Consider the following 25,985-nt stretch of genomic DNA (forward strand, 5'->3'; position numbering starts at 1 on the left):
CATGTTAAAAAATCGGCCACGTTTGGCTGGCATTGAGATCCACCCCTGTGACCATCCGCAGCAGCGTCCACTGTTGGGGCTCAGGGTGTCACTTTTGAAGCGTTGCCCAGTTGGCTTATCCAGCGAGCGTAGGCCAATCGGTGTAACCCTTTGCGCCGTTGCCGTAATAGGTTTCGCGTGGCGCAACAGCGAGTTCTGCACCTTCTTTTAATCGACGCACCAAATCCGGATTGGCAATAAACGGGCGACCAAAAGCCACTGCATCGACCCTGCCTTCAGCACGGCGGGTAACGGCCAGTTCGATGTCGTAATTGTTGTTGCCGATGTACGGGCCTTTGAACCGTGCACGTAACGCATCGAGATCTACGTTCTCGGGAACAGTGCGTGACGTAGCGGTAGCGCCCTCGACAAAATGCATATAGGCGAGCTGGAAGCGATTCAGTTGCTCAATCAGATAGCCATAGGTTTGCATTACCTGGCTGTCCAAGGGCGTGTTGCCGGCATCTGGCGTCACGGGAGAGAGGCGGATGCCAACGCGGTCATGACCCCAGATCTCGACGACTGCGGCGGTTACTTCCAGCGTGAGTCGTGTGCGATTCTCAATCGAACCACCATAGTGGTCGGTTCGCTGATTGGTAGAGTCGCGCAGGAACTGATCGAGCAAATAACTATTGGCCGAGTGCACTTCAACACCATCAAAGCCGGCGCGTTTTGCGCATGCGGCGGCGTGTCGGTACTGCTCGATAATGTCTGGTATCTCGGATGTTTCCAGCGCTCGCGGCATGGAGACGTCCATCATTCCATTTTCAGTGAAGGTCTGACCTTCGGCTTTAATCGCCGAGGGCGCTACCGGTGCCGTGCCATCGGGCTGCAGGTCCACATGCGAGAAGCGCCCCACATGCCACAGTTGGCAAACAATAAGTCCACCAGCGGCATGCACCGCATCTGTTACCCGTTTCCAGCCTGCTACGTGCGCTTCAGTCCAGATGCCTGGCGTTAATGCATACCCCCGCGCTTGCGCCGAAATATTGGTCGCTTCACTAATGATCAGACCGGCGCTGGCACGTTGTGCGTAGTAGCGAGCGTGCATTTCGTTGGGTACGCCTTCTGGCCCCATGCGGCTGCGCGTTAACGGGGCCATGACAATACGGTTAGCCAGAGATAAGGCGCCTAAAGTCATTGGAGTGAAAAGATCAGTTGATGGGCTGTTGAGTGCCATTGTGATTCCTAGTGATAACTGTTCTGCCGGATGAAATTCCTTGCTATATCAACTATGGAGGTCAATGATAATGACGTAAATAGTCATAGGTGTGGATACAGTATGATCAAAAAAGTCATAATCCAGGGGCCGACGCGAGCTGAGGACATAGAGGGTTCACTTCCTTTACCGCCGGTGCATTTCCCCGGTCTTTTAACCTTCGAGGCGGCCGCCAGACATTTGAACTTCGCGCGCGCCGCCGCAGAAATCGGTGTCACGCCAACTGCGGTATCACGCACGATCAAAAGTGTGGAAGCACAACTCAATGTGCGGCTATTCAATCGAACAACACGCAGTGTCAGCCTGACCGAAGCCGGGGCGTCATTGAACGCAGCATTAGCACCTGCGCTTGCTTTGATCAGAGACTCCTTGTCACAAGTCTTGCTCGCGACTGATCAACCATCGGGCACCGTGCGCCTCAACTCTTCGTACGTTGCATACCGCATCTTGATCGAACCCCACCTAACCGCCTTCATGGAAGAATTCCCGCTGATTAATGTCGAGGTATCCTTGGATAACCAACTCGGCGATATCGTTAATGCCGGTTTCGATATCGGCATGCGCATGGGGAAAAGAGTGCAAAACGACATGGTCGCGGTACAGATGGGAGCGGCACAAAAAAGAATTGTGGTGGCTGCGCCTGATTACTTCAGTACGCGGGTTGAGCCCCAGACGCTGGAGCAACTGCTGAAGCACAACTGCATTCGCCAGCGGTATTCAGTTGGCGGAAGATTTTTTGAATGGAAGTTCGATGATGGCGGGCAAATGGTTCAAGTCGATGTTCAAGGGCGTTTTGTTTTTGACGAGATGAGATCCGTCCTTGAAGCGGCAATACAAGGCCAAGGCATTGGTTTCGTTTTCGAGGACTTCGCGAAGCAAGAATTAGAAAACGGGATGCTTAGTCAGATATTGAAGCAGCACAGCGGCATGGACGATGCGTTTCATCTTTACTACCCTCATCGTAAACACATGCCAGGTAAGCTGCGTGCGTTTGTTGATTTCATGCGGAGTGCTAATGAGGTGGGAACGTTCTGATTTAACTTTCCCATGTCGGATGGTGGCGGATCGCTGCCCATCTTTAGAGAATTGGCACCGCCCCATTACTCAGAGGCCCACGCATCCGATGCCGGTAGATAAGATCATCAAACACCTGCCCATTAATTTGATAAGCATCGCTCTCACGCCGCTCAAACACGAAACCGCACTTCTCCAGCAGGCGGCAAGAAGCGGCATTACCCTCGGTCACAACAGCCTTCAGCACCTTCAACTCAAGTGTGTCGTGGGCGTAATCCATAACCCGTTGCAGCGATTCAAAACCGTAACCCTTCCCGTGTTGCCCGCTGAGGAACAAGTAGCCGACTTCTGCCGTCGCTTCTTCATCGGGCTCCAGCTTCAATCCCGTGACCCCAACGGCACAACCACTTTGCCGATCGAACACGACGAGGCACAACCAATGCCTGGAGCCTGGCAACCAGTGCGGTAACCGGGATTCAAATCTCTCGCGGGTTTCGGTTTCGGACGGGGCGTCGCAGACGTACTGGATCACCGTCGGGTCGGTGTGCAACGCGAGGAATAAATCCCAGTCGCCGGCTTCCAGTTGCCGCAGGTAAAGCCGCTCGGTGTATAGCTCCATTATTTAACGCCCCCTGTTGATCCTGGCTCAAGCGGTTAAACAAATCGGGTATCTTTAGCCGCCTCAGACCGCCAGTCTGCCTCAGGCTCAGCGCATGATCGATAGTTTAGGGAAAAATGGAATGACACTCAGGGTGATGGTGGTCGGTGGCTACGGCAATTTCGGCAGCATCGTTTGCCGGCATTTGGTGGTGGCACCGGGCATTGAACTGGTGATCTCCGGCCGCGACCCGCACAAGTTGCAGCGCAAAGTAGATGAGCTGAAAAGCCAGTCGGGCACCGGCTGCGAAGGCTGGTGCGGCGATGCCATGGGGGCGGGGTTCGCGTCCGTTTTGCGGTCGATGAACATCCAGCTGGTGATCCACACCGGCGGGCCGTTCCAGGGGCAATCCTATGCGGTCGCCCAGAGCTGCATCGACGTGGGCGTGAACTACTGCGACCTGTCCGACTGCCGCACCTTCGTCAATGGCGTGAGCGTGCTGGATGCACAAGCCCGGCAGACAGGTGTGGCGATCCTCAGTGGTTGCAGCTCCGTGCCGACACTGTCGTCCGCCATCATTGATCAGTACCGTTACCGCTTCACGCGCATCGACGCGATCGAACACGGTATTTCCTCTTCGGCCAAGATGCCGGGCCTGTCCACCGTCGAAGGCGTGCTGGCTTATGCGGGCAAACCGATCAAGCAACTCCGGCATGGCCAGGTGCATGAAGTGCTGGGCTGGCAGGACCTGACGCTGCGCAAGATGCCCGAGCTTGGCACGCGGGTGTTGGCGAATGTGGACGTGCCCGACATGGACATTTTCGCCAGCCGTTATGGCGCCCACACCCTGAGCTTCAAGGCTGGCGCGGGGCTCAAACTGGGTGGTGTCGCCAACTACCTGCTGGCCCAGGCGCTGCGCACCGGAATCGTCCAAGACCATGTCGCCTGGGCCGCACGCCTGCATCGGCTGGGCACCTGGTTCGAGCGCTTTGGCGATGGCAAAAGCGCGATGTACATCGACGTGCAAGGCCTCGGCACCGAAGGGCAGCCGCTGTCCCTGGCGGTGCAACTGACGGCCCTGAATGACAAAGGCCCGGAAATCCCCAGCTGCGCCGCCGTTGCCCTAGCCCTCAAAATCGCCCAAGGCTACGTGCCCGAACCCGGTGCGCGACCGTGCGTTGGCGAAATCACCGTCGATGAATACATGGCCGCCATCAACGACCCGGCGAACCTCAGCCTGGCCGTGCATTTCTCTGACGGGCAGGGCTGAACCATGCTCTATCTGGGCCTGAAGTACATTCACATCATCGCGGCGATTTTCCTGTTCGGCTTCGGCATGGGCTCCTACCTGTACCTGATCGCCGCAAGCCGTACGGCCAACCCGCAAGTGATCGCCCAGGTGGCGCGGATGGTGGTGCAGTTTGATACCTGGATTACCACGCCGGCGGGCTTTGTCCAGATCATCACCGGCTTTCTGCTGATCAAGCTGGCCGGGTTGCCGCTGACCACCGAATGGGTGCTGACGTCGCTGATGATCTTTCTGTGCGTGGGCGCGCTTTGGCTGCCGGTGCTGGTGCTGCAGAAGCGGTTGCAGCAGATGGCGCTCAGTGCGGTCGAGACGGGCAGGCCGCTGGATGATGGATACCGCGGCGTTTACCGGAAATGGTTCTGGATGGGCGTTTTCGGGTTTTCGGGGATGTTTGTGATCGTGCTGATCATGGTGACGAAGATGACGCCGTGGCAGTTCATTGGGCTGTGTTGCTGATAAAAGGAACTGCCAATGAGTGAAACCGAAATCCAATCCACCTCACCGGATGATCACTACCGGGTCGAGGTGACGCCCTGGGAGGCGCGGAATACGCAGTGGGTGTGTTCACCGCAGATTGTGGATACATGGCAGGGGAGCTGTGTTTTTCAGTTTGAGGACGCTCGTTGGTCGGCGGATCAGTCGGTGTGGCTAAACCCGACCACAGTGGAGCTCAAGTTGCGCAAGTTCCCGGGAGATAAAACAGGGCGGGGCGTGTGTGTGGTGATTGATTGTGCAGGGCTTGTTGCACGCTTGGGCGATGGCAGCGTGGTTGAGTTATCAGTGCTGGAAGTTGCGCTTGATGCCATTGAGCTGAAATAAAGGCCCGTTCAGGGCTTGGTATTCCAAGCCACTGCACACAACGCCAACCCCGCCACATTCAGCGACACCGGATTAAACGCCTCCCTGAGCATCGCCGGGCTGAACACCGCCACATCCACCAGCAGCCCCGCCAGCGCAGCCGCAGCCACGGCAATCGGCCAGGCGCTGCGTGGTGAAAGCAGTATCCATACCGCCAGGACAATTTCCCCAACCCCCGCCAGCGTGGCGAACACCTGCACTTGCTCGATCCCGTGAGCCTGGATCATCGTCCGCTCGCCCTGGCTCAACCACAGCAGCTTCGGCACCAGCCCATGGTAGGCAAACATGAACGCCAGGCCGCCTCGGGCGATCCAGTTGATGCGCACCAAGGTATTCATGGCTGTTCCTTCAAAAAGCGCTGCTCATGATCCGGATCGGGCAACAGGCAGGTGTCGTACTTCCCGAAAAGTCGATAGCGATTGCGTGCGATGCGATCGTAAGCCCAATCCCGAAGAAAGCGCGGGATTGCGCGCAGCACCAGCAGCGGGCGCCAACGGGCAGGCAGTTGCGCAATGATTTCGAACACCGCCTCCGAACGCGCCCAATAGTGCCGGTCGCGGATCACTGCGATGGTGTCGAACTGATCCAGCGGTAATCCCGCCCAGGCCAATAGCGCCTGACCTTCGGGCGACTGAACGGCCGCCAACCGCACACGCCGGTCGCGGTCATGGCGAATCAGGAACCTCGCCCAGCCGTTGCACAGCTTGCACACACCGTCGAACAGCACCACGGTTTCGCCGGTCTTGAGGAGTGGTGCGGGAGTAGGGCGGGTGTGGGAGGCGGGCATGTGTGTGGGTCCAGTCGGGCCGGGTTAGCCTGGATCATACCCGCGTTCGCCCACACTGTTCAGTCCGGGAGTGGAGATCTAACAAGCGAAGAAAATCCAGTGTGGGAGCGGGCTTGCTCGCGAATGCGGTGGGTCAGTCAGCACATTTTTCACTGCCACACCGCATTCGCGAGCAAGCCCGCTCCCACAGTTGATCTTTGTTGGATTGGGCATTGCGTTCACAACAGCCGAACCTAGCGCGACAACACCGGCGCTGCGCCTTTTTCCTCCGCGCCCACATCATGCAGCGAAATCCGTGACGTCTCCGGCAACGCCAACCCTCCCGCCAGCGCCAGCAACGCCACCGCAATCAGATAAAACGCCGGCGACAAATTGCTGCCCGTGGTGCTGATCAACCACGTCGCCATCAACGGCGCCGTACCCCCAAAGATCGTATAAGCCATGTTGTAAGTAATCGCCGAAGCGGTATACCGCGTGCGGGTCGGAAAGGTCTCCGACAGCAACGCCGCCGTCACCACCCCACACAACACCGCGCCCACCGCCAGCAACATCACCCCGACGATAGACGCCGCGAACGAGCCGGAACTGGCCATCAGGAATGACGGGTACACCACCACCATCAACAACACACAGGCCGTCATCACCGTGACCCGACGCCCCACCCGATCCGAATACAACCCCGCCAGCGGGCAAATTGCCGCCGCGAAGATCAGTGCAATCAGCGACACCAGCAACGCCATCGCCCGGCTCAGCCCACCCGCCACCTGCAGATACGTCGCGAAGTAGGTGGTGAACATATAAAACGACAGCGCCGTGAGCGACACAAAAGCGCCCAGGCAGCAGATCGCCGCACCATGGTTGCGCAGGGTTTCCTTGAGCGGGGAGTGGGCGACCGCGTGTTCCTGCTTCACCGCCTGGAAGGCCGGGGTCTCATCCAGCTTCCAGCGCAGGTAAAGCCCCACCAGCCCCAGCGGCGCGGCGATCAGGAACGGCAGGCGCCAGCCCCAACTGCCCATCGCCTCGGCGGACAACGACGCTTCAAGTGCATAGGCCACCACCGCTGCAGCGGCGAACGCGGAAAAGGTCGACACCGGCACAAAGCTGCCATACCAGGCGCGCTTGTCACTCGGCGCGTGCTCCATCAGATAGGCACAAGCGCCGGCATATTCACCGCCGGCGGAGAAGCCCTGGGCGCAGCGGATCAGCGACAACAGAATCGGCGCCGCCACGCCGATGGCGGCGTAGGTGGGCAGCAGGCCGATCAGCGTGGTGGCGCCGGCCATCAGCAAGATCGTCATGGCCAGCGTGCGTTTGCGGCCGATCCGGTCGCCGAGCATGCCGAAGAAAATCCCGCCCAGTGGCCGAAACGCGAAGGCCACCGCGAACACCGCGAAGGTCTTGAGCAGCGCCGCGCTGGCGTCACCGCTGGGGAAGAATTGTTGGGCGATGGTGGTGGCGAGGAAGCCGTAGACGGCGAAGTCGAACCACTCGACGAAGTTACCGATGCCGGCGGCGATGATCACTCTTCGCAGGGTTTGCGGGCTGACCTGTTCGGTGGATGGGCTCGTCATGGGGGAAGGCCTCGGCGGTGGTAGGGGGATGCTTGATTATCGTGGTCGGCCGTTGGGCGGCGGGGCTCAAAAGAGTCGTCCGCGTAGTCAGTAGCGACTTGATGGGGTAGGGCAGACGCAGGAATTGGGCCAATACATGTGGCCCGCAGGGTGAAATGATTTGAATCCAGCGCGCGCCTTGTAGAGAATCCCCGCCTTTGGCTCGAAAGGATGCGTGCGATGAAGTTCGATGGGACTTTCCAATACCTGGGCAATCACGGGATCGTTTTCAACGTCTCGCAGATCACCCTCACCGACAGCGATCGCGGACGCCTGAGCGAGCTGCATTTTGGCGAAGCGAAAAGCGCCCACTATGAGGTCAACCGTAAGGTCGTCGAGGTGTACGACAAGATGTTGGCCAAGAACCTGCCGTGCCAGATGATGATCGGCATCTCCAAGCCGCTGACCCGGCAACAGGGCGATACCCTCAATGCCCAGCGCACCAGGATCGCTAACCTGGCCGCCTCGGCCTTCGCTGGCGCCACCGCTTATGTGGCCACCCCCTACGTGGGCGCTCCCGTAGGGATCGGTGTGCGCATGTATGTGAATGACACCCTGCCCACCTATCATGCAGGCGACGTCCTGGTCAGCATCGAGGCGCAGGTCAACGGCGGTATCGGCCCGCAGCGCACCGGTTCGACACTGATCATCAAGACCTGACTGGAGAAACACATGTCCGAAATTATCCAGTTGGTTATTGCCCTGGTGCTGTTTTTTCTGCTCGACCGGTTTCTGAAGGCGTATCTGCTTCGCAAGTGGCTAGGGGGGCTGCTGGTGGTGGTAGGGGCGGTGGGCTGCGTTGTGGCGAGCCAGACGCAGTTCTTAGGGCTGGATCTGGGGTTGCTGTCGATCTTTGCCGTTCCGCTGGGATTGGGTTTGTTCAAGAGGCGGCGACGGTTCGAGCCGATTGGCTGACGAGAGGCAAGCATTTCCGCCGATTGGCGCCTGCTCAACCTTGGTATTACTCAACCCGGCCCCATAACTAGGGCTGTATCCATCCAGGGGAAGAACACGCCATGAGCAACCAAACTGAAACCGCCATCCTCGCCGGCGGCTGCTTCTGGGGCATGCAAGACCTGTTGCGACGCTACCCCGGCGTGCTGCAAACGCGCGTCGGCTACACCGGCGGCGATGTGCCGAACGCCACCTACCGCAACCACGGTAACCATGCTGAAGCTATCGAGATTGTTTTCGACCCGAGCGTGATCACCTACCGGCAGATCCTCGAGTTCTTTTTCCAGATCCACGACCCGAGCACGCCTAACCGTCAGGGCAATGACCTTGGCCCCAGCTATCGTTCGGCGATCTATTACCTCAGCGAACAGCAACGCGACGAGGCTGAAGACACCGCCGCGGATGTGGATGCCTCGGGCTTGTGGCCAGGCCGTGTCGTGACGGAAATTGAACCGGCGGGGCCGTTCTGGGAAGCGGAGCCGGAGCATCAGGATTACCTGGAGCGGATTCCGAATGGCTACACCTGCCACTTCATCCGCCCCAACTGGAAACTGCCGAAACGCGGTTAAAAATGTGGGAGCGGGCTTGCTCGCGAAAGCGGTGTGTCAGTCAGCAAATGCTTCACTGACCCACCGCTTTCGCGAGCAAGCCCGCTCCCACATAAAGCAGCTCCTACACAAGGCGTCTCGCTCACAAGACGCCTTTCCTCTCAGCGCATCTGCAGAATAATCGGGCTACTGCTCGCCGGGCCCGTGTGCTCACGCAACTTGCCCACTGCCTTCGCATCCACCGCACCACCCTGATTGCCCCACGTGCCGCGCACAAACGTCAGCACTTCAGCAATCTCCTGGTCCGACAACTGCTCCCGAAACGCCGGCATGCGATAAGCATCCGCCACATTCGCCGCCACCACCCGCTGCGAGCCATTCAAGGTGATGTTGATCGCCGAAGCATTCTCCTTGGCCAACGCCGAAGTGGCACCCGCCAGCGGCGGCATCCAGTCCGGTTGCCCTTTGCCTTCCAACCCGTGGCACGAAGCACAACGGGTCACGTAGGTATGGGCGCCCGGCGCATCCAGGCGTTCCGCAGCCGACACCGCCTGATACTGCCAGGCCTTACCATCACGCTGCTCGTCACCCGGCAACGACCTGAGATAGCGCGCAATCGCCGCCAGGTCATCGTCGGTCATGAACTGCGTGGAGTTGTTGAACGCCTCGGTCATCGACCCATAAACCACCGCATGTTTATTGCGACCGGTCTTCAGGAATTGCACCACTTCCGGCTCGCTCCAGCGCCCCAGGCCTGTGTTGTGATCGTCCCGCAGGCTCGGTGCGTACCAGCCATCCAACAAGCCACCGGCCAGATACGGTTTACCGCTCTCATCCAGCGCCTTCTCGTTAAAGGCCAAGCCCCGTGGCGTGTGGCAACTGCCGCAATGCCCCGGCCCCTGCACGATGTAGGCGCCGCGGTTCCACAGCTCATCCTTCCCAGCCTTCGCTACGTAGGGCTTGCTGTCGGTAAACACGCCATTCCACAGCGCGATGGGCCAGCGCATATTCAATGGCCACGGGATCGAACTCTTGATATTCGCCTGCTGCACCGGCGCCACGCCCTTCATGAAGAACGCATACAAGGCGCGCACATCATCGTCGCTGAGCTTGGCATAGGACGGATACGGCATCGCCGGATACAGGCGACGCCCCCCCGGCGCGACACCCTGGCGCACCGCGCGGTCGAAGTCGGCGAGGCTGTAGCGGCCGATACCCGTTTCCGGGTCCGGCGTGACGTTAGTGGCATGGATCGCCCCCAGCGGCGTGGCCATTTCCAGCCCACCAGCAAAAGGCGCGCCGTTGGGCACGCTGTGGCACGCCACACAGTCGCTGAGCCGGGCGACATACTCGCCTCGGGCGATCAGCGCCGGGTCTGCGGCGACAGGCTCGGCGCCCAGCGGCGAAACCGGCTCACGGGTGACATACCAGGCCAACAGGCCTGCCGCGACCAGGCACGGCAGCGCCAGCCAGCCAACGGTTCTTGCGAATCGACGGTTGTTCATAAGTGCTCAGGCCCCGGTCAGGTAAAGGAGTAGCGGCTTAACGGCATGCTGCGAATGCGCTGCCCCGTCAAGGTCGCCACGGCGTTGGCCACGGCAGGTGCCACGGCTGGCAGCGGCGGTTCGCCGATGCCACCCATTTTTTCCCCGCTCTCGATCACGCGCACATGCACCCGCGCCATCCGCGAAGGCGGCAGCACCGGATACAAATCGTAGTTACGCGCCCGAGGCAAGCCGTCCACATACACCGCCTCTTCCAACAGCACCTGGGACAAGCCCAGCGACACCGCCCCATTCACCTGCGCCTCGACAATCGCCGGGTTGACGATGCTACCCGGGTCGATCGCCTGCCAGATGTCATGCACCTTGACCTGCCCGTTCTCGATCGACACCTCGGCGATCACCGCCGTCTGCGTGCCGAACGGCGACGCCATCGCCACCCCACGGGCGCGCTTGCTGCCGTCTTCGGCGACAAACGGGCCACGTTTCCAGCCCCCCGACAACTCACCCACCGCCTTCAGCAGCGTGGTCAGCCGCTGGTTGTCCCGCAACAGATGCAGGCGCAACTCGAAGGGGTCTTTGCCGCCCTTGTCAGCCAGTTCATCCAGAAAGGCTTCATAGAAAAAGTCATTCAGCGAGTTACCCACCGACCGCCAGTAACCCAGCATCACCGGGCCCTTCACATAAATCTGTGCGATGCGCTTGTTGGGAATCGCATACGACTTCCCGGACAACCCCTCCAGCGCCGTCGGGTCGAGCTTCTCGCCCTGCTTGCCGGCCAGGGCCTCGGTAGGCCCCTCCGTGGCACTCACCGCTTCAATCGCCACCGGCCAGCCATCACTGTCCAGCGCCCCACGGAAATTCACCGCCGCCACCGGGCGCAGCACGTCCCGCAGAAACTCTTCCTCACGGCTCCAGATCAACTTCACCGGGCGCCCAACCGCCTTGGCCAACTCAATGGCCTGCGGGTAAGGGCTGGCCGAGTCATACAGAAAATGCCGGCCGAAAAACCCACCCAACAGCGGCGAATGCAGGGTAATCCGCGACGGGTCCAGACCGGTGCGCTTGGCGATATCGGCCAGGAACATATCCTGCGCCTGATTCGGCAACCAGATCTCCAGCGAACCATCAGCATTGAAACGCGCCAACGCCGAAGGCGGCTCCAGCTGCGCATGGTGCAGATACTGGTTGTGGTAAGTGGCCTCGATCTTGGTCTTGGCATTGGCCAGCGTGCCGGCCACATCACCCTCGTTCTCATCATCCCGGGCCGGGCCGGTTTCTGCGGCCAGGCGCTTGAAATGCTCGTCGCTGGAAAAGTCCTTCGGCATCCCGCGCACTTTCGAATCCGCCGTCGGCTCCAGCCAATCGACCTGAATCGACTCCACCGCACGCTTGGCATGCCACCACCGCTCAGCCACCACCGCCACCGCACCCGGCAGACGATGCACCGAATGCACCCCCGGCATGGCCTTGACCTGGTCCTCATTGCGCAGGTTGCCCACCGTCATGCCCAAGCGGGGCGCATGCTGCACCGCCGCGTGGAGCATGCCGTCGACCTTCATATCAATGCTGTACAGCGCCTTGCCGGTGGACTTGTCATACGCATCCAGACGCTTCACCGGCTTGCCGATCCAACGGAACTGGCTCGGATCCCGCAGCTTCACGCTGGCCACGTCCGGCACCGGCAGGTCCATCGCCCGCCCGGCCAACTCGCCATACGTAAGGGAACGCCCGGACGCCGCGTGTACCACTTTGCCCGGCTCGGTCGACAACTCACCCACCGGCACCTTCAACGCCTGCGCCCCGGCCTCCAGCAACATCGCCCGGGCCAACGCCCCCAGCCGGCGCATCGTCGGGTAACTCATGCGCACCGACATACTGCCGCCGGTGATACGCATGCCATTTTCCATCACCACAAAGGCTTCACCGGGCGGGGCGCACTCAACCAGGAAAGTGGCCGGGTCGGCGTCCAACTCCTCGCCGACAATCTGTGCCATCGCCGTGAACGTGCCCTGGCCGCCTTCAATAAAGGGGCTGAGCAAACGGATCGTGTTGTCCGGACGAATCTCCAGGAACGCCGGCACCTGCGTACCGCGTTCACCAGCCGCCGCAGCAGTGGCCGCCTGCACCCGGCCAGAACCCAACGGCAGACCAAAACCAATCACCAACGCACCCACGGCCGTACTGGCCAGGAAACGACGGCGGGACAGGTTCACCGGGTCATTCAACGCCGCGACCAAAGGCAGGGCAGCGGAATCAATGCGAACGTTCATCAGGCCTCTCCCTTCGCAAGGTCATGCACCGCCGCATGAATCGCGTTATAGGTGCCACAGCGGCAGAGATTGACCATCGCCGCGTCGATCTGTGCATCGGTCGGCTTGGGCGTTTGCTTGAGCAGCGCCGTAGCCGCCATCACCTGGCCGGACTGGCAGTAACCGCACTGAGCGACCTGATACTCGACCCAGGTCGCGACCACCCGCTTACCGACATCATCGGACTCGATCGCCTCGATAGTCGTGATCTCCCGGCCGACCACACCGGAGACCGGCGTGACGCAGGAACGGACCACATTGCCGTCCACAAGCACCGAACACGCACCACACTGCGCCAGACCGCAGCCATATTTGGTACCGGTCATGCCCAGGTTGTCGCGGATGACCCAAAGCAGAGGCGTGTCGGGTTCTGCATCGACTTGGTGGGTCTGCTGGTTAATTCGTAATTCCATGGCTCACCCGCTGATCATCGGTTGGTTTTGCATTTTTTTAGTATTTTTGGGCGGTGAAGTGGGGCTTCGCCGCAGGGCATCGTTGGCCCGTTATGGTTCACGCGCGCGTGGTTTGAGTAGTTTAGCGGGCGTTTGGATTGACTCTAGACCGTAGGTCAGGGGGGCGCTATGCGGAGGGTGAAAGGTCGGAGGATTAGGCAAGTATTCGACAGGAATGCGATAGGGGAGGCGGGAGTATGGGCGTAAGCGTCAATCGGTGGACGTTCGATCCACGAAGCTTCGTGGTTGCCTTGGTCAGCACAGTAGCTGTAATTTCGTTCTTCAGTTAGCGAGGATATTTCATTGAACGACTCTGAACATCTGGAAGCACTTTGCGCCCGTTTCAACTCCGGGGAACAGCTGAGTTTTACGTTTTTCTGGGGGCACCAACGCAGCAAAACGGCCGTCACCGCTTCGTGCTTCAGCCAATGGTTCGAGGCTGGGTTCATTGTTGAGGGGCAACATTACCCTACAGCCGAACACTTCATGATGGCCGAGAAAGCGGCCTTGTTCGACGATCAGGAAATTCGTGCGCAGGTGCTACGCGCGCCTACTCCTAATGCCGCCAAAGCACTTGGCCGCAACGTGCGCGGATTCAATGACAAGGTTTGGCTGCAACACCGATACGACATCGTCGTTCGAGCGAACCAGGCCAAGTTCTCTCAGAATCCACCGTTGAACGAATACCTTCTACAAACTGGTTCAAGCGTTATTGTCGAAGCCAGCCCGGTTGATAACATCTGGGGTATAGGGCTCGCACAGGACAACGCGGATGCGAACAATCCGAATCTGTGGAAGGGTTTGAATCTGCTGGGGTTTGCGCTGATGCAGGTGCGGGATGGGACAAGTATTCCAGCCTCAAGGTAGTGCCCTGAGCTTACTCAAGGAAAACGCACAAGCCCTGGTATACGCCAGGGCTTATTGCATGCGGCCTTATCGAAGACAGCGCGTTAATCAACAGAAGCTGAGTCGCCCGAGTTTTCGTCGATGCGTTCGAGCGGCGGCTTCTGGCCGAAAGCAATCACCGCTTTAGTCGTCCGCGCCAAGCTTCTCGACGCCCTATGCGGCGAGTCATCGGGCTAGTGAGTTGCAGGGTTAGTCATTAGCCAGGGCAGGGCGCTTTGCGGTCGAGGAGCCTGGCGTTGATTGGTCAAGAGTGGGTTGTTATCAAGGTGCTGGTAGCTGGACAATAGGTCCGGACGAGCCGGCAACCATGGACCAAGTGTGCGTACTTTTGGTTCGCTCGGCTGGGATCTACGAACTGCAAGATTACTGATCGGAAAAAAGACCAATGCTAGGGAAAGTCAGCAAAAAATATCTCGTCTGGGGCGCGGTTGCACTCTGCGCGACCCTTCTGTCCGGGTGCGCGACGTCGCGCTACGACGGCAAGCACGCACCGGACCCGAGTAAGGCGATCATCGTGGGTTCGATTGGTGAGAGCTATCTGATGCAGCCGCATGGGCTGGTGGTTGAGATCAGGCAAAAGGGAGGGCCCGGCACCGTACTGCGGCTGACGACGTTGGGCAATGAAGATGACCAGCCGTCACCAAATATACTGGGCCATTTCTTCATGTATGAAGTGCCACCTGGTGAGTATGAGTACACGCAGTGGAGTTACGTGTATTACGCGGGAAGATCCATGCCGCGCCCTGTGCCTGCGGTGTTCTCGGTGAAGGCTGGGGAAACCCTCTATATCGGCGATCTGCGCGCCGATGCCCTGCGCTTCTGCCTGTCCAACGTGAATAACGCCGAGAACACTGTGGAGGAGCTGAAGCGCAAGTACCGGATGCTCAAGGACCGGAACATCGTGAATTTGACGGCAAAGAGCGGTTTTGCGCCTTGGCCGAGTTCTGATGCCACTGACTTCGGTAAAGGGCTCTGCACGCTCTGAATCCGGTACCGGTGACAGTCACCGATACCGCCGCCCATTGATCCAAGTTCAAGGAGTTCCATGCCATGAAGCGCTGCACGCTACTCTGGGCCAGCCTGTTCGCGGCCCTGGCCTCACTGACCGGCTGCATCAGCGGTCCGGACCTGACAGGCCAACCATTCTTTACGTCACCGGCAGAACCCCGTCCGAACGAGGCCACGGTGTACTTCTATCGCACGTCGGCCAGCATCGGTAACGGAGTCGCCCCGACCATTCTGGTCGATGGCCGCGCCATCGGCAGCTTGCCCTCCGGTAGTTTTTTCAAAGCCGGCATTCCCGCCGGCAAGCACAGCGTCGCCTCCACCTCGCCACCTATCATCAGCGGTATGGTTAACAAACGTTTCGATATCACCGTCGAGAATGGAAAGGTGTATTACATCGCAGACCAACTCAGCACGTCTGTCTACAAGGACGGACAGACCTTGGGCGAAGTAGATGAGGGTCGTTTCGGTGGAACAATGTTTTACTCGCGCTACGCGCTTGTACCTGCCGAGGAAGCGCTGCGTTCTATCAAGTGGTGCCAGGAGCTGCCGGCAACCGCACCGTAGCCATGCGTAACCCATGCTCCGGCCAGCCTCGTTCCAAGCCTGCCGTGGCAAAATAGATTGTTGAGGGAAAATCCGACCAGCCCTACGGGGCTGCATTGGAGAGCGTGACCACGATAGAAAATCGTGAGACGTGATCCGATCTTCCTATACTGGCCATCCCAGCATGCCAGGCGAAGCGCAACCTATGCCCATCAAACCCAATCAAAACGCCCCAGTGACGTTAGTCCGCGCTCAACAAAGCGACTTGGACGATCTTGTTGCCCTTCGAATTGAGGCCATGCGCGAAAGTCTGGAGCGCGTCGGGCGATTTGATCCTGTACGGGCGCGCGAGCGGTTTGTTAGCGGTTTTGAAGCCCGCAACACACATCACATTGAGGTGTCTGGAGAGAGGGTTGGCTTTGTAGTGGTCAAGCATCACCCCAATGAACTCGTGCTCGACCACTTCTACGTAAGGCCGAGCGCGCAAGGATCAGGGATCGGCTCTGCTGTGCTCACTCAGATTTTCAAAGAGGCGGATGCAGCTGCACTCCCGATTAAAGTAGGTGCCCTCAAAGAAAGTGCCTCGAATCGTTTTTACACCCGCCACGGCTTCCAGTTCGTCGAAAGCAGTGAGTTCGACAATTATTATGTCCGTCTGAATCTACGGTGAGCGGCCCAACGTGTTAGTGGGTTGACGGGATGCAGGAATTCCGCTTATCAGCGCCTCTAAGCGCTAGCCTGAAACCAGCAAATAAAGGGGACGGCTTCATTAAAAATGGATCCGTCCCTTTTTCGTTCCATCTCTCGACTTACGCGACCTGGGCCTTGGCGGAAGGCCGGGCAGACTTGCGATAAGTCAGCAACACAATCCCCGTCACCACAATAACCCCGCCCACCACCTGGCCGGCGCTGAGCATCTGGTCGAGCACGATCCAGCCCATCAACAACGTCGCCAGCGGCTCAATGTTCATCACCGGCGCATTACGCGGCATATCCAGGCGCGGCACCGAAATGAACAGCACGATAAACCCCGTGCCATACAGCACCACCAACGTGGCCAATGCCTGCCAACCGGTACCGGTTGTGGGCAGGCTAACGTAGGATGGCTACGTCTCTAATGAATCGCCCCGGATTCTCTAGACACCTTGCAAGCTCATTGCGTAACGTTTTTCAAACTCTACCGGTGACAGCTGATTGTTGAAACCATGGCGGCGTTTTGCGTTGTAGAACATTTCGATGTAATCAAACACATCACTGCGAGCATCTTCCCGCGTGGTGTAGATTTTTCGCTTGATCCGTTCCCGTTTCAGAAGCTGGAAAAAGCTCTCGGCCACGGCGTTGTCATGACAATTGCCTCGGCGGCTCATGCTGGCAACCAAATTGTTTGCCTTCAAAAAACTGCGCCAATCGGAGCTGCTGTACTGGCTGCCCTGGTCGGAATGAACCATCACCTCTTGTTTCGGTTTTCGCCTCCAAACCGCCATCAATAACGCATCAATGGCCAAATCACTGGTCATCTGCGCCTTCATTGACCAGCCAATGACCTGACGAGAAAACAGATCCAGCACCACCGCCAAATACAACCAACCTTCATACGTACGAATGTAGGTGATGTCGGTGACCCAAATTTTGTTAGGTTCTACGACATCGAACTGGCGCTTCAGTAAATTGGGTGAGGCGACCGCTGGCTTACCGCCGTATTTGCCAGGACGGCGTCGATACCCTGTCTGAGAGCGCAGACCTTCAAGACGCATCAGCCTCGCCACACGATGCCGACCACAAGCTTCACCGACCTCGCGCAGGTCGTCATGGATTTTGCGATAGCCATAAACTCCGCCGCTCTCCAGCCACGAGTGCTTGATCAAACCCAGCAATCGCTGGTCGTCTTTAGCGCGTGCAGATTGCGGCTCAGACAACCAAGCGTAATAACCACTGGGATGGACTTTCAGCGTCAGGCAAAGCCGTCGAATGGAATAGTCGCCCGCGCGCTGCTTGATAAAGGCGTACTTCAGCCGCACTCCTTGGCAAAGTACGCGGCGGCCTTTTTTAAGATGTCTCGCTCTTCAGTGACCCGCTTGAGTTCCGCTCGCAGACGACGCAGTTCAGCGTGCTGATCGTCGTCTTGCTGCCGTTCTGCCTGAGGTTTGCTGTAGCGCTTTATCCAGGCATAGAGGCTATGCGTCGACACGCCAAGACGCGCCGCCACATCAGCGACAGGCAGCTTCTTTTCGGTCACTTGATTGACCGCTTGGATTTTGAATTCTTCGGGATAACGTGGGTTGCTCATGGCACCTCCTGATTGGCCTCAGTTTAAGGCATGGAGGTGTCTACGAAACCCGGGGCGATTCATAATCTGCTAAATTACATCTCAGATCTAAACCCATGGAAGGTACCAATCCTATGTTCAATTTTCTTGTCACATCTGCGGAAGGGGCATGGAACGATCCAGGTTACGAATACAGCAGAAGTCGATTTCTTGAGTATACGAGCGACGAAATCGCGGAAAGCTTTCAAGAACTGAAAGATCCGCAGCTCAAGGCGTTGATGGAGCTACCTTGTCTGTTTGCCTATGAAGGTAAGGACGAGCCTCTGCGAGTAGGTCGTCTGAAAATAGTCAAGCTCCGCCATGGGGGGCGTACTCTCTATCTAGAGCCGGAGTTCGACACAAGGGTTGATCCAATTCCATTTGACAGAATCAGACCTTTACAAGCTGCCTTAGATATCCGTGATTGGGAAATTACCCGTACCCATTGGGCGATTAAAGACGCTGACTTAGCTGAAGTATTGAGTGCAGTGGGCCTTATCCCGCAGGAAGTAGAGCCCCCTAAGGTGACAAAGTCTGATTTGCCGCCGACACCGCCACCTGAGTTTCAGGCTAACAGTGTAGGATCTCTTATCGAGGAGGTTTTAAATTTAAATCACAATGGACGAGAAGTTTTCTATCGTGGCCACTCAAATCGAAAGAAGTATCGCCTTGAGCCTTGTATTTTTCGAAAGGATGAGTACGGGAATTTCATGTATCGAGATGAGGAGGATCGTTTGTATCGAGAGCTGCTTGTCTCAAACTCGGGCGACTTCATCGGTGATGTCTACACGTTAGATCGTCTCGTTCGGATGCAGCATTACTCTTTGCCGACAAGATTGTTAGATATAACCTCCAATCCTTTGATTGCATTATATTTTGCTTGTAAGAGCCATTTGGAAGAAGATGGTGAGGTTATAGTTTTTTCCATGGATAGGAGTCAGATAAAATACTTCGACTCTGATACGGCAAGTTGCATAGCTAACTTAGCCCGCATATCAAAGCCTTCAAAAGATTCTATAGACTATAGTAGCAATGAAGTTCGTGAATTCAATGAGCAAAACCCGCTAACACAGCTGTTGCACTTTATAAAGGAAGAAAAGCCTTTTTTCGAGGGGAGAGTAAATCCCCAACATCTAAAGTCCGTGATCTGTGTTAAGGGTAAGCACACAAATAACCGAATATCGTTTCAGTCTGGAGCATTTCTACTGTATGGGCATGAAGCAAGTTTGGATGAGAGCGGAAACGCTGATATTTCAGTTCATCGCATTGCTGTTACCAACAAGCGAGCAGTGTTGAAACAGCTCGACCAGCTTAATATTAACGAGAGTACAGTATTTCCATATATCGAAAACTCGGCAAAGTATATTGCTAAGAAATTCGAATTTCGCAGAGAGAACTCTTAATTTATGCTTTTGATAACGATAGCCATCGTCGAACATACGACTCAAACCGAAATAGACGAGATCAGTCACAGTTGAGTGATTTTTATCGTGGTCTGAGTCAATCTGTCTTCGTTCGCAGAGCGTTTAGCGCCGCAAGACTTTTATGCTTACGCGCTAGTTTCATTAATGGAAATGTAGACAGAAGAGATTCAGGATGAAAGTGAGTATGCTCACTGAGCGCGAAGCTACCCTTACGCTCAAGAAATTGATTCAAACGTGCAATCAATATGCCGTGGCTGTGGCATGGGCTGGCGCGAACGAAATTGTCGACGCCATGCTGGATGCCAAAGAGAAACTTAGAAAAGTCGTAATTGGTACGCACATGTACCAGACTGACCCTACGGTGCTGCGACGCTTCAGCAAGTGCAAAGATGCTCGATGCCTTCCTCCAAGTGGACGCCTTTTTCATCCCAAGCTCTATTGGTTCAAGATGACTGATGGTTACACAGCAGTAGTTGGAAGCCATAATCTAACCGGGGGAGCTTTTGGAGGAACAAACATTGAAGCTAGTGTTTTGCTTCAGGGGGGCGAGGAAGACATTGTTTTTAATGATATTAAAAATTTTATCGATTCAAGTTGGGCTAATGCCGAAGATATTCATGAGGATAAGTTTCTATTTGCCTATGAAGTCCAATACTTTGCAAAGAAAGATAAACTTGGTGACCTAGATAAGTTCTGTCGCCTTAAAAAACCTCGAATTGGCGCGCAGCTCTCACCTTTAGCCATTACATGGCCAAGTTTTGTCAATGATGTCAAGAACGATGGGCACCACAGTCTAGAGGGGCGGCTTGCCGTTCTGGAGCGCGCTACCTCTTTGTTTTCGGAATACGAGTCGTTTGATGAGATGTCTCGATTAGAGCGAAAAGCTATTGCAGGGACTTATGCGACTAACGAACCTGGACTCGATAATTTTGATTGGGCTTGGTTTGGTAGAATGTCTGGTCAAGGGGATTTCAAAAATTTGGTCAATGAGTCTCCTCGACTACTTTCCAAAGCATTAGACAATATTCCCGCGGACGGATCGGTTTCTGAAGAGAACTTTAAATCCTTCAGTCAGGATTTCGACCTCGCTTTCCGCAACAAAGCTCATAAGGGTGGCATAGCGACCGCCTCTCGCCTACTGGTAATGAAACGTCCGGATTTTTTCGTCGGCGTCAACGACGCTAACAAACGCGGCATATGCGGAGCATTTGGTGCAGCCCACACTACGTTGGCCTTAGGGAATTATTGGGATCGTATCGTTGTGCCGATGCGGAACAGCCCTTGGTGGCTAGCGCCCAGACCTAGAGCAAAGCTTGCTGCTAGAATTTGGGATAACCGTTCGGCGTTGCTCGACAGCATTTACTATGAGCCAAGGTAGTTTGCGTAACGCAGTAAGGTCGAGTTAAAGGGTTGCTGTCAGTCTTCGCAGTTGCATTGGTTTGGGTTACTCCTGAAGCGACGGCTGTCCGAGCAGATTGGTTCATGGGATGTAGGAGTTTCAGCTCATTTAGCGTCTCTAAGCTCCAGCCTAAAATTAGTAGTAGAAGGGGGGATTTACTCGAAAATAGATCCACCCCCTTTTGTCTTATATGTTTGAAAATAAATGTCCCATTTTCGTCGTGCCTCTTAGCTTATGCGACCTGAGCCTTCACGGCAGTCTGGGCAGACTTGCGATAAGTCAGCAGCACAATCCCCGTCACCACAATAACCCCGCCCACCACCTGGCCGGCGCTGAGCATCTGGTCGAGCACGATCCAGCCCATCAACAACGTCGCCAGCGGCTCAATGTTCATCACCGGCGCATTACGCGGCATATCCAGGCGCGGCACCGAAATGAACAGCACGATAAACCCCGTGCCATACAGCACCACCAACGTGGCCAATGCCAACCAACCGGTACTGGTGGCCGGCAGGTTCAGGCCATCGACAAGCGCACCGCTCAAGCCCGCGAGGTTGACGCTGCTGAACACGATAAAGATCGTCAGCAGACTGCGCACTGAACCGCGCACCTGAGACAACTTGTGGTCGGTGATCCACAGCGCGCAGGCGAATACGAACGCGGCGCAAAAGGCCAGGGAGACGCCGACCAGCCATTGCGGGCCGAGGGTGGTGTTGGCGGAGAGGCGGCCGGGTACGTCCAGCACGAACACCAGGCCCACCAGAATCAGGCCCATCAGCAAGGCTGTGCGTGCGGTGGGGCGTGGCCCGCCGAGTGCCCAGGTGAGCAGGGTCAGCAGGATAGGGAAGACGTTGGCGACCAGTAAGGCCAGCGCTACCGGCACGCGGGCGACGGCGGAGTAGAGGCAGAGGCTTTGGGTGGCGATGAGCAGGCCGAGGAGGGCTTGCCAGCGCCATGCGCCGGGAGGGAGGCGGAGGTTTTGGCGTTGGTAAAGGACCAGTATTGCCAGAACCAACAGGGTGCCGCCGGAGCGCATGAGGATTGCCAGGAGGACTCCGGCGCCGTCGTCGAAGGCTACGCGCGCGGCGATGTGGTTGCCGGCGAAGGCGCAGCCCATGCAGAGGAGGATCAGGACGGCGATGTGGCGGGGGAATTGGGTGGGGGCAGGGGGAGTCATGGTGGGGGCTCGGGGAGTTGGCGCCATCGTCGGGGATGGGGAACTATTTTTAGGTTGTCGTACAACTAGGTGATGGGGTTTGTATCGTGTTTGGTACGAGGGAGCAAGGGGTTGTTTTAGTTTGGTTCCCTACGAGTGCCTACTGAAGCAGTTTCCACCGAAATTCGTCGGGCGCGCCGGGCCTGGGACGGATAGCTCTAATTCAGCTGGTCGTTAGAAGGAGATCGTATGAGACGTTTGACGGAAGCGTCCCAGCGTGTTTTCGGCAGCTAGGTCGGAAAGGGACGGATTTATTGATTTGGAATAGATCGCTTTTGTCCCAACAATATGGAGATAAGTTGAATAATTCGTGATGGTCGAGAACGGCTGTTCGCGAAAGACCGCTTTCGGCCAAAAGTGGACGGTGGACACTGTGGTGGCAAATGAGTAGTGTCACGAATGTTGCTCTCGACTCCAGAGGGCAGCAGGGCTTGCCGTCATCCATATCGCCTTCTCTCTGAGCAATGACCAGCTCGAAGCTAGACAAGGATATGCAGGGCGACAAGGAACGTTGTACGACATGCTAGCGCTACAAGAAACGGACATGGCATGTCACTTAATAGTTAGGTTTATTTATCATGTCCGAAGCAGCGCTTATAGATCGACTAATAAAGAATGTCGGGCATGATTTTGAAATTCGCCGAGAAGTACCGGGGTATCATCCGATATATAAGAAAAATGTTCGGATAGACCTCATGCTTAAGGCGAGGTCTCATCTGCAAGAAGCAGGCTTCACTAATGAGTGGTTTGGCGTTGAGTGCAAATGGTCTGACACAGTTCACGGCGCCACGTCTAAGGTCACGCGCATGGCTTGGCAAAGCATTACGTACGCGCAATCAACATTTTTAATTGACGGCGAACATTTAGTTCCGTCTTTTGTCGCCGTATACACTCCAGATAATCTAGACAGAATAATTGAGACTCATCTAGAAACACTATTAAGTCTTGGACTTTACGGCAACGTTGGCCGCCTGTATTTTTATAGGGATCTATCATGGGGCATAAAATTCGCTTCAATTTATGCACGCAGCAGCCCCAATGGCTTTCACATGAAACATAATCAATTACCTGGAAGAAGAGCAGGCAGTGTCTAATAACCTAACCATGCGCTCAAACCGTTCACTTCGCTCACTGGGGCCGCATTCCGCGGCTCTTTAGCTTAATCGTTGGCTGGCAAAATAAACCATGCAAAATTCAGAAGCCCGACAAATTGCAGAGTTGCTTAACCGCAGAAATCAACTCACCCAAAATTACACCGAAGCCATAATCCTTAAGTCTGCGGGCAGCTATCTATTTCGAAAAAACAACGACGTAGTAGTCGCTTGCGTTGAGTTAAAAAAGACCCAGTGGTATCAATCTGAAATTTGCCATCTAACAGTGCATGAACAGCATGAGAGACAAGGTCACGGTCGCGAGCTAATTCAACAAGCCACTGATGTAGCCATAAAGCAAGGTTCAAGAATTTTGCAATGTACAATCCGTGTCGGAAACAACGGCAGTGAAAGAGCTTTTCTCGAAGCCGGTTTCGTAATAACTTGCTCATTTCATAATGCAAAAAGCGGAAACAATGTGAATGTGTATCAGAAATCTATCGTTGTTGTTCGTTAGTAATACGCCCAAAGGCAGTGCGCGTGCATTCGCCGAGCGCTGGTAGGCGCCTAGTCATGAGGTTAACATCCGCTTCTGGCTGTTTCTGACCTATCCCCACCGTCAGCTTTGGGCCGGAAGCCGCCTGACCCGACCGGCTGCTTTTGACCGGTTAGCGGCGGTCTGACGTCGACCGTCGCTATACATAGTCAAACCTCAGTCTGTTCCGCTATCTCTAGGGCGTCATCGACCTCAATCCCCAGGTATCGAGCAGTGCTCTCCAGCTTCGTATGGCCGAGCAGCAACTGAACCGCCCGCAGGTTCTTCGTCCTGCAATATATCAGTGATGCCTTCTTACGTCGCATTGTGTGGGTGCCATACATGGCTGGATCAAGGCCCACGGCTTTCACCCAGCCTTTGACGATACGAGCGTATTGACGAGTAGATAGATGGTCTGAAGTATGCAGCCGGCTAGGAAACAGGCAGTCCTCGCTGCGTAGCTGGGCCCGATGTATCCAGGCCGCGAGAGCAGACCGTGTTTGCTCAGTGATCTCAAACTGCACAGGCCGCTGCGTTTTCTGCTGCATCACCATGGCTCGTGATGATACGTGCTCGCCATGAGCGACATCGCGCACGCGGAGGTTGGTTAAGTCGCAGGCTCGAAGCTTACTGTCGATAGCCAGATCGAAAAGAGCCAGATCTCGGGTTCTTTCCGCAATTTGAAGCCTTACTCGAATGGCCCAGATATCTCTCAGTCGGAGTGGGGTTTTCTGCCCGACCAGTTTTCCTTTGTTCCAGGGCTGACGGCTGCAGGTAGCAATGATGTTCATAACAAGTCCTCCACGTGGGGAAGGACAAGGATGGCTAATCAGAACAACGGTCGCTAACCGGCCAAGAGCAGCCCTTCGGAACGGCAGATCAATGGTCCGCTTAAAATTCAGACGTTTCACAAAAATTGAACCCATCAGATTTCAAGTGATATTATTTTGGTATGGCGCGCTTTTAGGATGAAGTATAAAATTATGCATAGTATCGAACGCAAGAAAAAACCTTCTACCCACTACTATTAGAGAATAGTCAAACATGTTCGACCTGAATAAAATACGAGAAGAAATTCATGACAACATCGACGCCAAAAATGATCTAGCTTTAGCCAAAGTTCGTGGCCAACTGCATTGGCTATCACGCACAGATAAAACATACCAAAACTCGAAAATCACTTGGGCTCTCAAAGCTCAAGAAGGGACACTTGAAAAATTTCGAGATATATACAATGCATCAAAATTAGAAGGCGATACCGAGCTGGTGGCGCTTGCACGGAATATTTTTGAAAATATAATATGGTTAAAGCTTTTCAATAAAGATCATGGTTACGGACTGGTATTTTGCTACCAGCTAATCAACGAGCAATTAAAAAGCCAAAAGCAAGTTATTGAAAAGGCCCGAGGCGAGATAACGCTATTCGAAGAGCTGGCCGAAGAAGACAAAGTTGATCTGGGACAATATGGCCACTTAGTGCATCAGGGTAGTGCTTCTGAAGAAGAGATAAAGAAAGCACGGGAGTATCTCTCTAATCGAAGTGCTATGGTAGATTCTAAGGCCCGTAATTCTTTTTCGATATACGCTGCATCCGCCAAGCACAATGGATATTCGTATCAAGCTCACTTAATAGCAACCAAGGTTATTCCATATCATGAGGAGCGCATATCAGCACTGTGTAAGCATCTAGAAGATCTAAAAAAATCACACTCTGAAGCAGATCTTTCAAAATTAGAGGAGCTTGGGTCAACTAAACGTTGGAATTGGTTTGACAAGGCGAAAAGCATAGGGATGGCGGAGCACTACCATTTTCTCTACGCATTTACAAGTCGCTCACTGCATTGTACCGCAATGAATATTATCACGCCAAAAGCTCTTGACGACAGCGAGAGACATCTTTTGCTGGACTACATATTTATCACTATTAATAATTGTTACGACGAAATAGAAAAATTTTATTACCTTGGAAAAGTTAACTTGGCGTATTTAGATATTTAGCAGTCACAGTGCACGTAAACTAGCTCTAGTTCTAAAATATACTTGTACGTTAGGGCATTGCAGAGCAGTGCGCATTGCTCCGCCTCGCGCCGTTGCAGGCTGTCTATTCGCAGATCACGAGGAAGATAGATTCCCGTGCCGGACTGGAGATCGTCTCCCTGTCGTTAAGCGCACTGTGATTGATGGTAAGCGGCACACTCGGATTATTGGCTGAAGTTTTGCTGTGAGGACACCGGGTCACCAACTGGAAATCTGGAGTGAAATCCCTTCCGGTGTCTCGCTGCCAATGTCCGCTTTGGGTCGATTCTGTTGAAAAAGTCAGTCTCCCCAAACGACCTAATCATTGGCTGGTGAAAAC

27 protein-coding genes and 1 pseudogene are annotated in these 25,985 nt (G+C 55.7%); 16 read left to right on the forward strand and 12 right to left on the reverse strand.

Translation table 11 applies throughout. From position 1 onward, the window contains the following. Positions 1–115: 115 nt before the first annotated feature. Positions 116–1,219 (reverse strand): alkene reductase, encoded by a 1,104-nt coding sequence (locus ACA046_RS10290; protein ID WP_497676400.1) that lies wholly within the window; start codon positions 1,217–1,219, stop codon positions 116–118. A gap of 102 nt (positions 1,220–1,321) precedes the next feature. Here ACA046_RS10290 and ACA046_RS10295 point away from each other — a divergent pair, with 102 nt between their 5' ends. Then, the gene (locus ACA046_RS10295) at positions 1,322–2,293 is read left to right on the forward strand and encodes a LysR family transcriptional regulator (RefSeq protein WP_497676401.1); all 972 of its coding nucleotides are present in this window, start codon (positions 1,322–1,324) and stop codon (positions 2,291–2,293) included. Positions 2,294–2,336: 43 nt separating this feature from the next. On the opposite strand, the gene ACA046_RS10300 is transcribed toward ACA046_RS10295, so the two are convergent. Then, positions 2,337–2,891: a GNAT family N-acetyltransferase gene (locus tag ACA046_RS10300; RefSeq protein ID WP_497676402.1), complete on the reverse strand. Its 555-nt coding sequence runs from the start codon at positions 2,889–2,891 to the stop codon at positions 2,337–2,339. 121 nt (positions 2,892–3,012) lie between these two features. On the opposite strand from ACA046_RS10300, the gene ACA046_RS10305 reads away from it, so the two are divergent. Genes ACA046_RS10305 through ACA046_RS10315 form a run of 3 tightly spaced genes read left to right on the forward strand, consistent with a single transcriptional unit; the run spans position 3,013 to position 4,998 of the window. Beyond that, the gene (locus ACA046_RS10305) at positions 3,013–4,140 is read left to right on the forward strand and encodes a saccharopine dehydrogenase family protein (RefSeq protein WP_497676403.1); all 1,128 of its coding nucleotides are present in this window, start codon (positions 3,013–3,015) and stop codon (positions 4,138–4,140) included. 3 nt (positions 4,141–4,143) lie between these two features. Continuing rightward, positions 4,144–4,635, forward strand: a complete 492-nt coding sequence (locus ACA046_RS10310) for a DUF2269 family protein (protein ID WP_497676404.1) — start codon at positions 4,144–4,146, stop codon at positions 4,633–4,635. A 15-nt stretch (positions 4,636–4,650) separates the two neighbouring features. After that, positions 4,651–4,998 carry a hypothetical protein gene (locus ACA046_RS10315; RefSeq protein ID WP_497676405.1) on the forward strand — a complete coding sequence of 116 codons (348 nt, stop codon included), beginning with the start codon at positions 4,651–4,653 and terminating at the stop codon, positions 4,996–4,998. A gap of 8 nt (positions 4,999–5,006) precedes the next feature. Here the strand turns inward: ACA046_RS10315 and ACA046_RS10320 are convergent, their stop codons facing one another. From ACA046_RS10320 to ACA046_RS10330, 3 genes are all read right to left on the reverse strand, one after another. Further along, entirely contained in the window at positions 5,007–5,375 is a 369-nt protein-coding gene (locus ACA046_RS10320; protein WP_459027492.1) for a DoxX-like family protein, read from the reverse strand. Next, positions 5,372–5,824: a thiol-disulfide oxidoreductase DCC family protein gene (locus tag ACA046_RS10325; RefSeq protein ID WP_497676406.1), complete on the reverse strand. Its 453-nt coding sequence runs from the start codon at positions 5,822–5,824 to the stop codon at positions 5,372–5,374. The genes ACA046_RS10320 and ACA046_RS10325 overlap by 4 nt, the downstream gene beginning before the upstream one ends. 233 nt (positions 5,825–6,057) lie before the next feature. After that, positions 6,058–7,395, reverse strand: a complete 1,338-nt coding sequence (locus ACA046_RS10330) for an MFS transporter (protein ID WP_459027496.1) — start codon at positions 7,393–7,395, stop codon at positions 6,058–6,060. A gap of 219 nt (positions 7,396–7,614) precedes the next feature. On the opposite strand from ACA046_RS10330, the gene ACA046_RS10335 reads away from it, so the two are divergent. From ACA046_RS10335 to msrA, 3 genes are all read left to right on the forward strand, one after another. After that, positions 7,615–8,094: a hypothetical protein gene (locus tag ACA046_RS10335; RefSeq protein WP_497676407.1), complete on the forward strand. Its 480-nt coding sequence runs from the start codon at positions 7,615–7,617 to the stop codon at positions 8,092–8,094. A gap of 12 nt (positions 8,095–8,106) precedes the next feature. Further along, the gene (locus tag ACA046_RS10340; protein WP_497676408.1) at positions 8,107–8,349 is read left to right on the forward strand and encodes a hypothetical protein; all 243 of its coding nucleotides are present in this window, start codon (positions 8,107–8,109) and stop codon (positions 8,347–8,349) included. Between the two features lie 101 nt (positions 8,350–8,450). Continuing rightward, positions 8,451–8,957 carry a peptide-methionine (S)-S-oxide reductase MsrA gene (msrA, locus tag ACA046_RS10345; RefSeq protein ID WP_063031796.1) on the forward strand — a complete coding sequence of 169 codons (507 nt, stop codon included), beginning with the start codon at positions 8,451–8,453 and terminating at the stop codon, positions 8,955–8,957. A gap of 140 nt (positions 8,958–9,097) precedes the next feature. Here the strand turns inward: msrA and ACA046_RS10350 are convergent, their stop codons facing one another. From ACA046_RS10350 to ACA046_RS10360, 3 genes are read right to left on the reverse strand one after another with little or no spacing between them, the layout of a single operon-like run. Next, positions 9,098–10,441, reverse strand: coding sequence for a c-type cytochrome (locus tag ACA046_RS10350; RefSeq protein ID WP_459027500.1), 1,344 nt, complete (start codon positions 10,439–10,441; stop codon positions 9,098–9,100). A gap of 17 nt (positions 10,442–10,458) precedes the next feature. After that, complete coding sequence (locus ACA046_RS10355) at positions 10,459–12,711, reverse strand: xanthine dehydrogenase family protein molybdopterin-binding subunit (protein WP_497676409.1); 2,253 nt, start codon at positions 12,709–12,711, stop codon at positions 10,459–10,461. Then, positions 12,711–13,163, reverse strand: a complete 453-nt coding sequence (locus ACA046_RS10360) for a (2Fe-2S)-binding protein (RefSeq protein ID WP_063031790.1) — start codon at positions 13,161–13,163, stop codon at positions 12,711–12,713. The genes ACA046_RS10355 and ACA046_RS10360 overlap by 1 nt, the downstream gene beginning before the upstream one ends. 342 nt (positions 13,164–13,505) lie before the next feature. On the opposite strand from ACA046_RS10360, the gene ybiA reads away from it, so the two are divergent. From ybiA to ACA046_RS10380, 4 genes are all read left to right on the forward strand, one after another. Beyond that, positions 13,506–14,069, forward strand: a complete 564-nt coding sequence (gene ybiA, locus ACA046_RS10365) for a riboflavin biosynthesis intermediates N-glycosidase (protein ID WP_497676410.1) — start codon at positions 13,506–13,508, stop codon at positions 14,067–14,069. Between the two features lie 424 nt (positions 14,070–14,493). Beyond that, entirely contained in the window at positions 14,494–15,093 is a 600-nt protein-coding gene (locus ACA046_RS10370; protein WP_017478760.1) for a hypothetical protein, read from the forward strand. A 65-nt stretch (positions 15,094–15,158) separates the two neighbouring features. Beyond that, entirely contained in the window at positions 15,159–15,680 is a 522-nt protein-coding gene (locus ACA046_RS10375) for a DUF2846 domain-containing protein (protein ID WP_017478761.1), read from the forward strand. 184 nt (positions 15,681–15,864) lie between these two features. Further along, entirely contained in the window at positions 15,865–16,329 is a 465-nt protein-coding gene (locus ACA046_RS10380; RefSeq protein ID WP_497676411.1) for a GNAT family N-acetyltransferase, read from the forward strand. 139 nt (positions 16,330–16,468) lie between these two features. Here ACA046_RS10380 and ACA046_RS10385 read toward each other — a convergent pair. Beyond that, positions 16,469–16,756 (reverse strand): annotated as a pseudogene (locus ACA046_RS10385) (EamA family transporter); the annotation flags it as partial. 39 nt (positions 16,757–16,795) lie between these two features. Continuing rightward, positions 16,796–17,946 (reverse strand): IS3 family transposase gene (locus tag ACA046_RS10390; protein WP_497674569.1). Its coding sequence is split into 2 segments (ribosomal slippage): positions 16,796–17,712 and positions 17,712–17,946, totalling 1,152 coding nucleotides; the frame shifts between segments, so codons are not numbered across the junction. Between the two features lie 95 nt (positions 17,947–18,041). Between ACA046_RS10390 and ACA046_RS10395 the strand changes: the two genes are divergently transcribed. Both ACA046_RS10395 and ACA046_RS10400 read left to right on the forward strand, forming a co-directional pair. Next, positions 18,042–19,367 (forward strand): FRG domain-containing protein, encoded by a 1,326-nt coding sequence (locus ACA046_RS10395; RefSeq protein WP_497676412.1) that lies wholly within the window; start codon positions 18,042–18,044, stop codon positions 19,365–19,367. Between the two features lie 193 nt (positions 19,368–19,560). Then, a complete protein-coding gene (locus ACA046_RS10400) occupies positions 19,561–20,766 on the forward strand; it encodes a hypothetical protein (protein ID WP_497676413.1) in 1,206 nt (401 codons plus the stop codon). Positions 20,767–21,019: 253 nt separating this feature from the next. Here ACA046_RS10400 and ACA046_RS10405 read toward each other — a convergent pair whose 3' ends face one another. After that, a complete protein-coding gene (locus ACA046_RS10405) occupies positions 21,020–21,964 on the reverse strand; it encodes an EamA family transporter (protein ID WP_497676414.1) in 945 nt (314 codons plus the stop codon). A 617-nt stretch (positions 21,965–22,581) separates the two neighbouring features. Here ACA046_RS10405 and ACA046_RS10410 point away from each other — a divergent pair. Together ACA046_RS10410 and ACA046_RS10415 are read left to right on the forward strand one after the other, a co-directional pair. After that, the gene (locus ACA046_RS10410; protein WP_497676415.1) at positions 22,582–23,097 is read left to right on the forward strand and encodes a hypothetical protein; all 516 of its coding nucleotides are present in this window, start codon (positions 22,582–22,584) and stop codon (positions 23,095–23,097) included. 91 nt (positions 23,098–23,188) lie between these two features. After that, a complete protein-coding gene (locus tag ACA046_RS10415) occupies positions 23,189–23,611 on the forward strand; it encodes a GNAT family N-acetyltransferase (protein ID WP_497676416.1) in 423 nt (140 codons plus the stop codon). 188 nt (positions 23,612–23,799) lie between these two features. On the opposite strand, the gene ACA046_RS10420 is transcribed toward ACA046_RS10415, so the two are convergent. Beyond that, entirely contained in the window at positions 23,800–24,420 is a 621-nt protein-coding gene (locus ACA046_RS10420; RefSeq protein WP_497676417.1) for a tyrosine-type recombinase/integrase, read from the reverse strand. Between the two features lie 253 nt (positions 24,421–24,673). On the opposite strand from ACA046_RS10420, the gene ACA046_RS10425 reads away from it, so the two are divergent. After that, positions 24,674–25,627 (forward strand): hypothetical protein, encoded by a 954-nt coding sequence (locus ACA046_RS10425; RefSeq protein ID WP_497676418.1) that lies wholly within the window; start codon positions 24,674–24,676, stop codon positions 25,625–25,627. Positions 25,628–25,985: the final 358 nt, after the last annotated feature.

This window comes from Pseudomonas sp. LBUM1641, assembly GCF_059716235.1.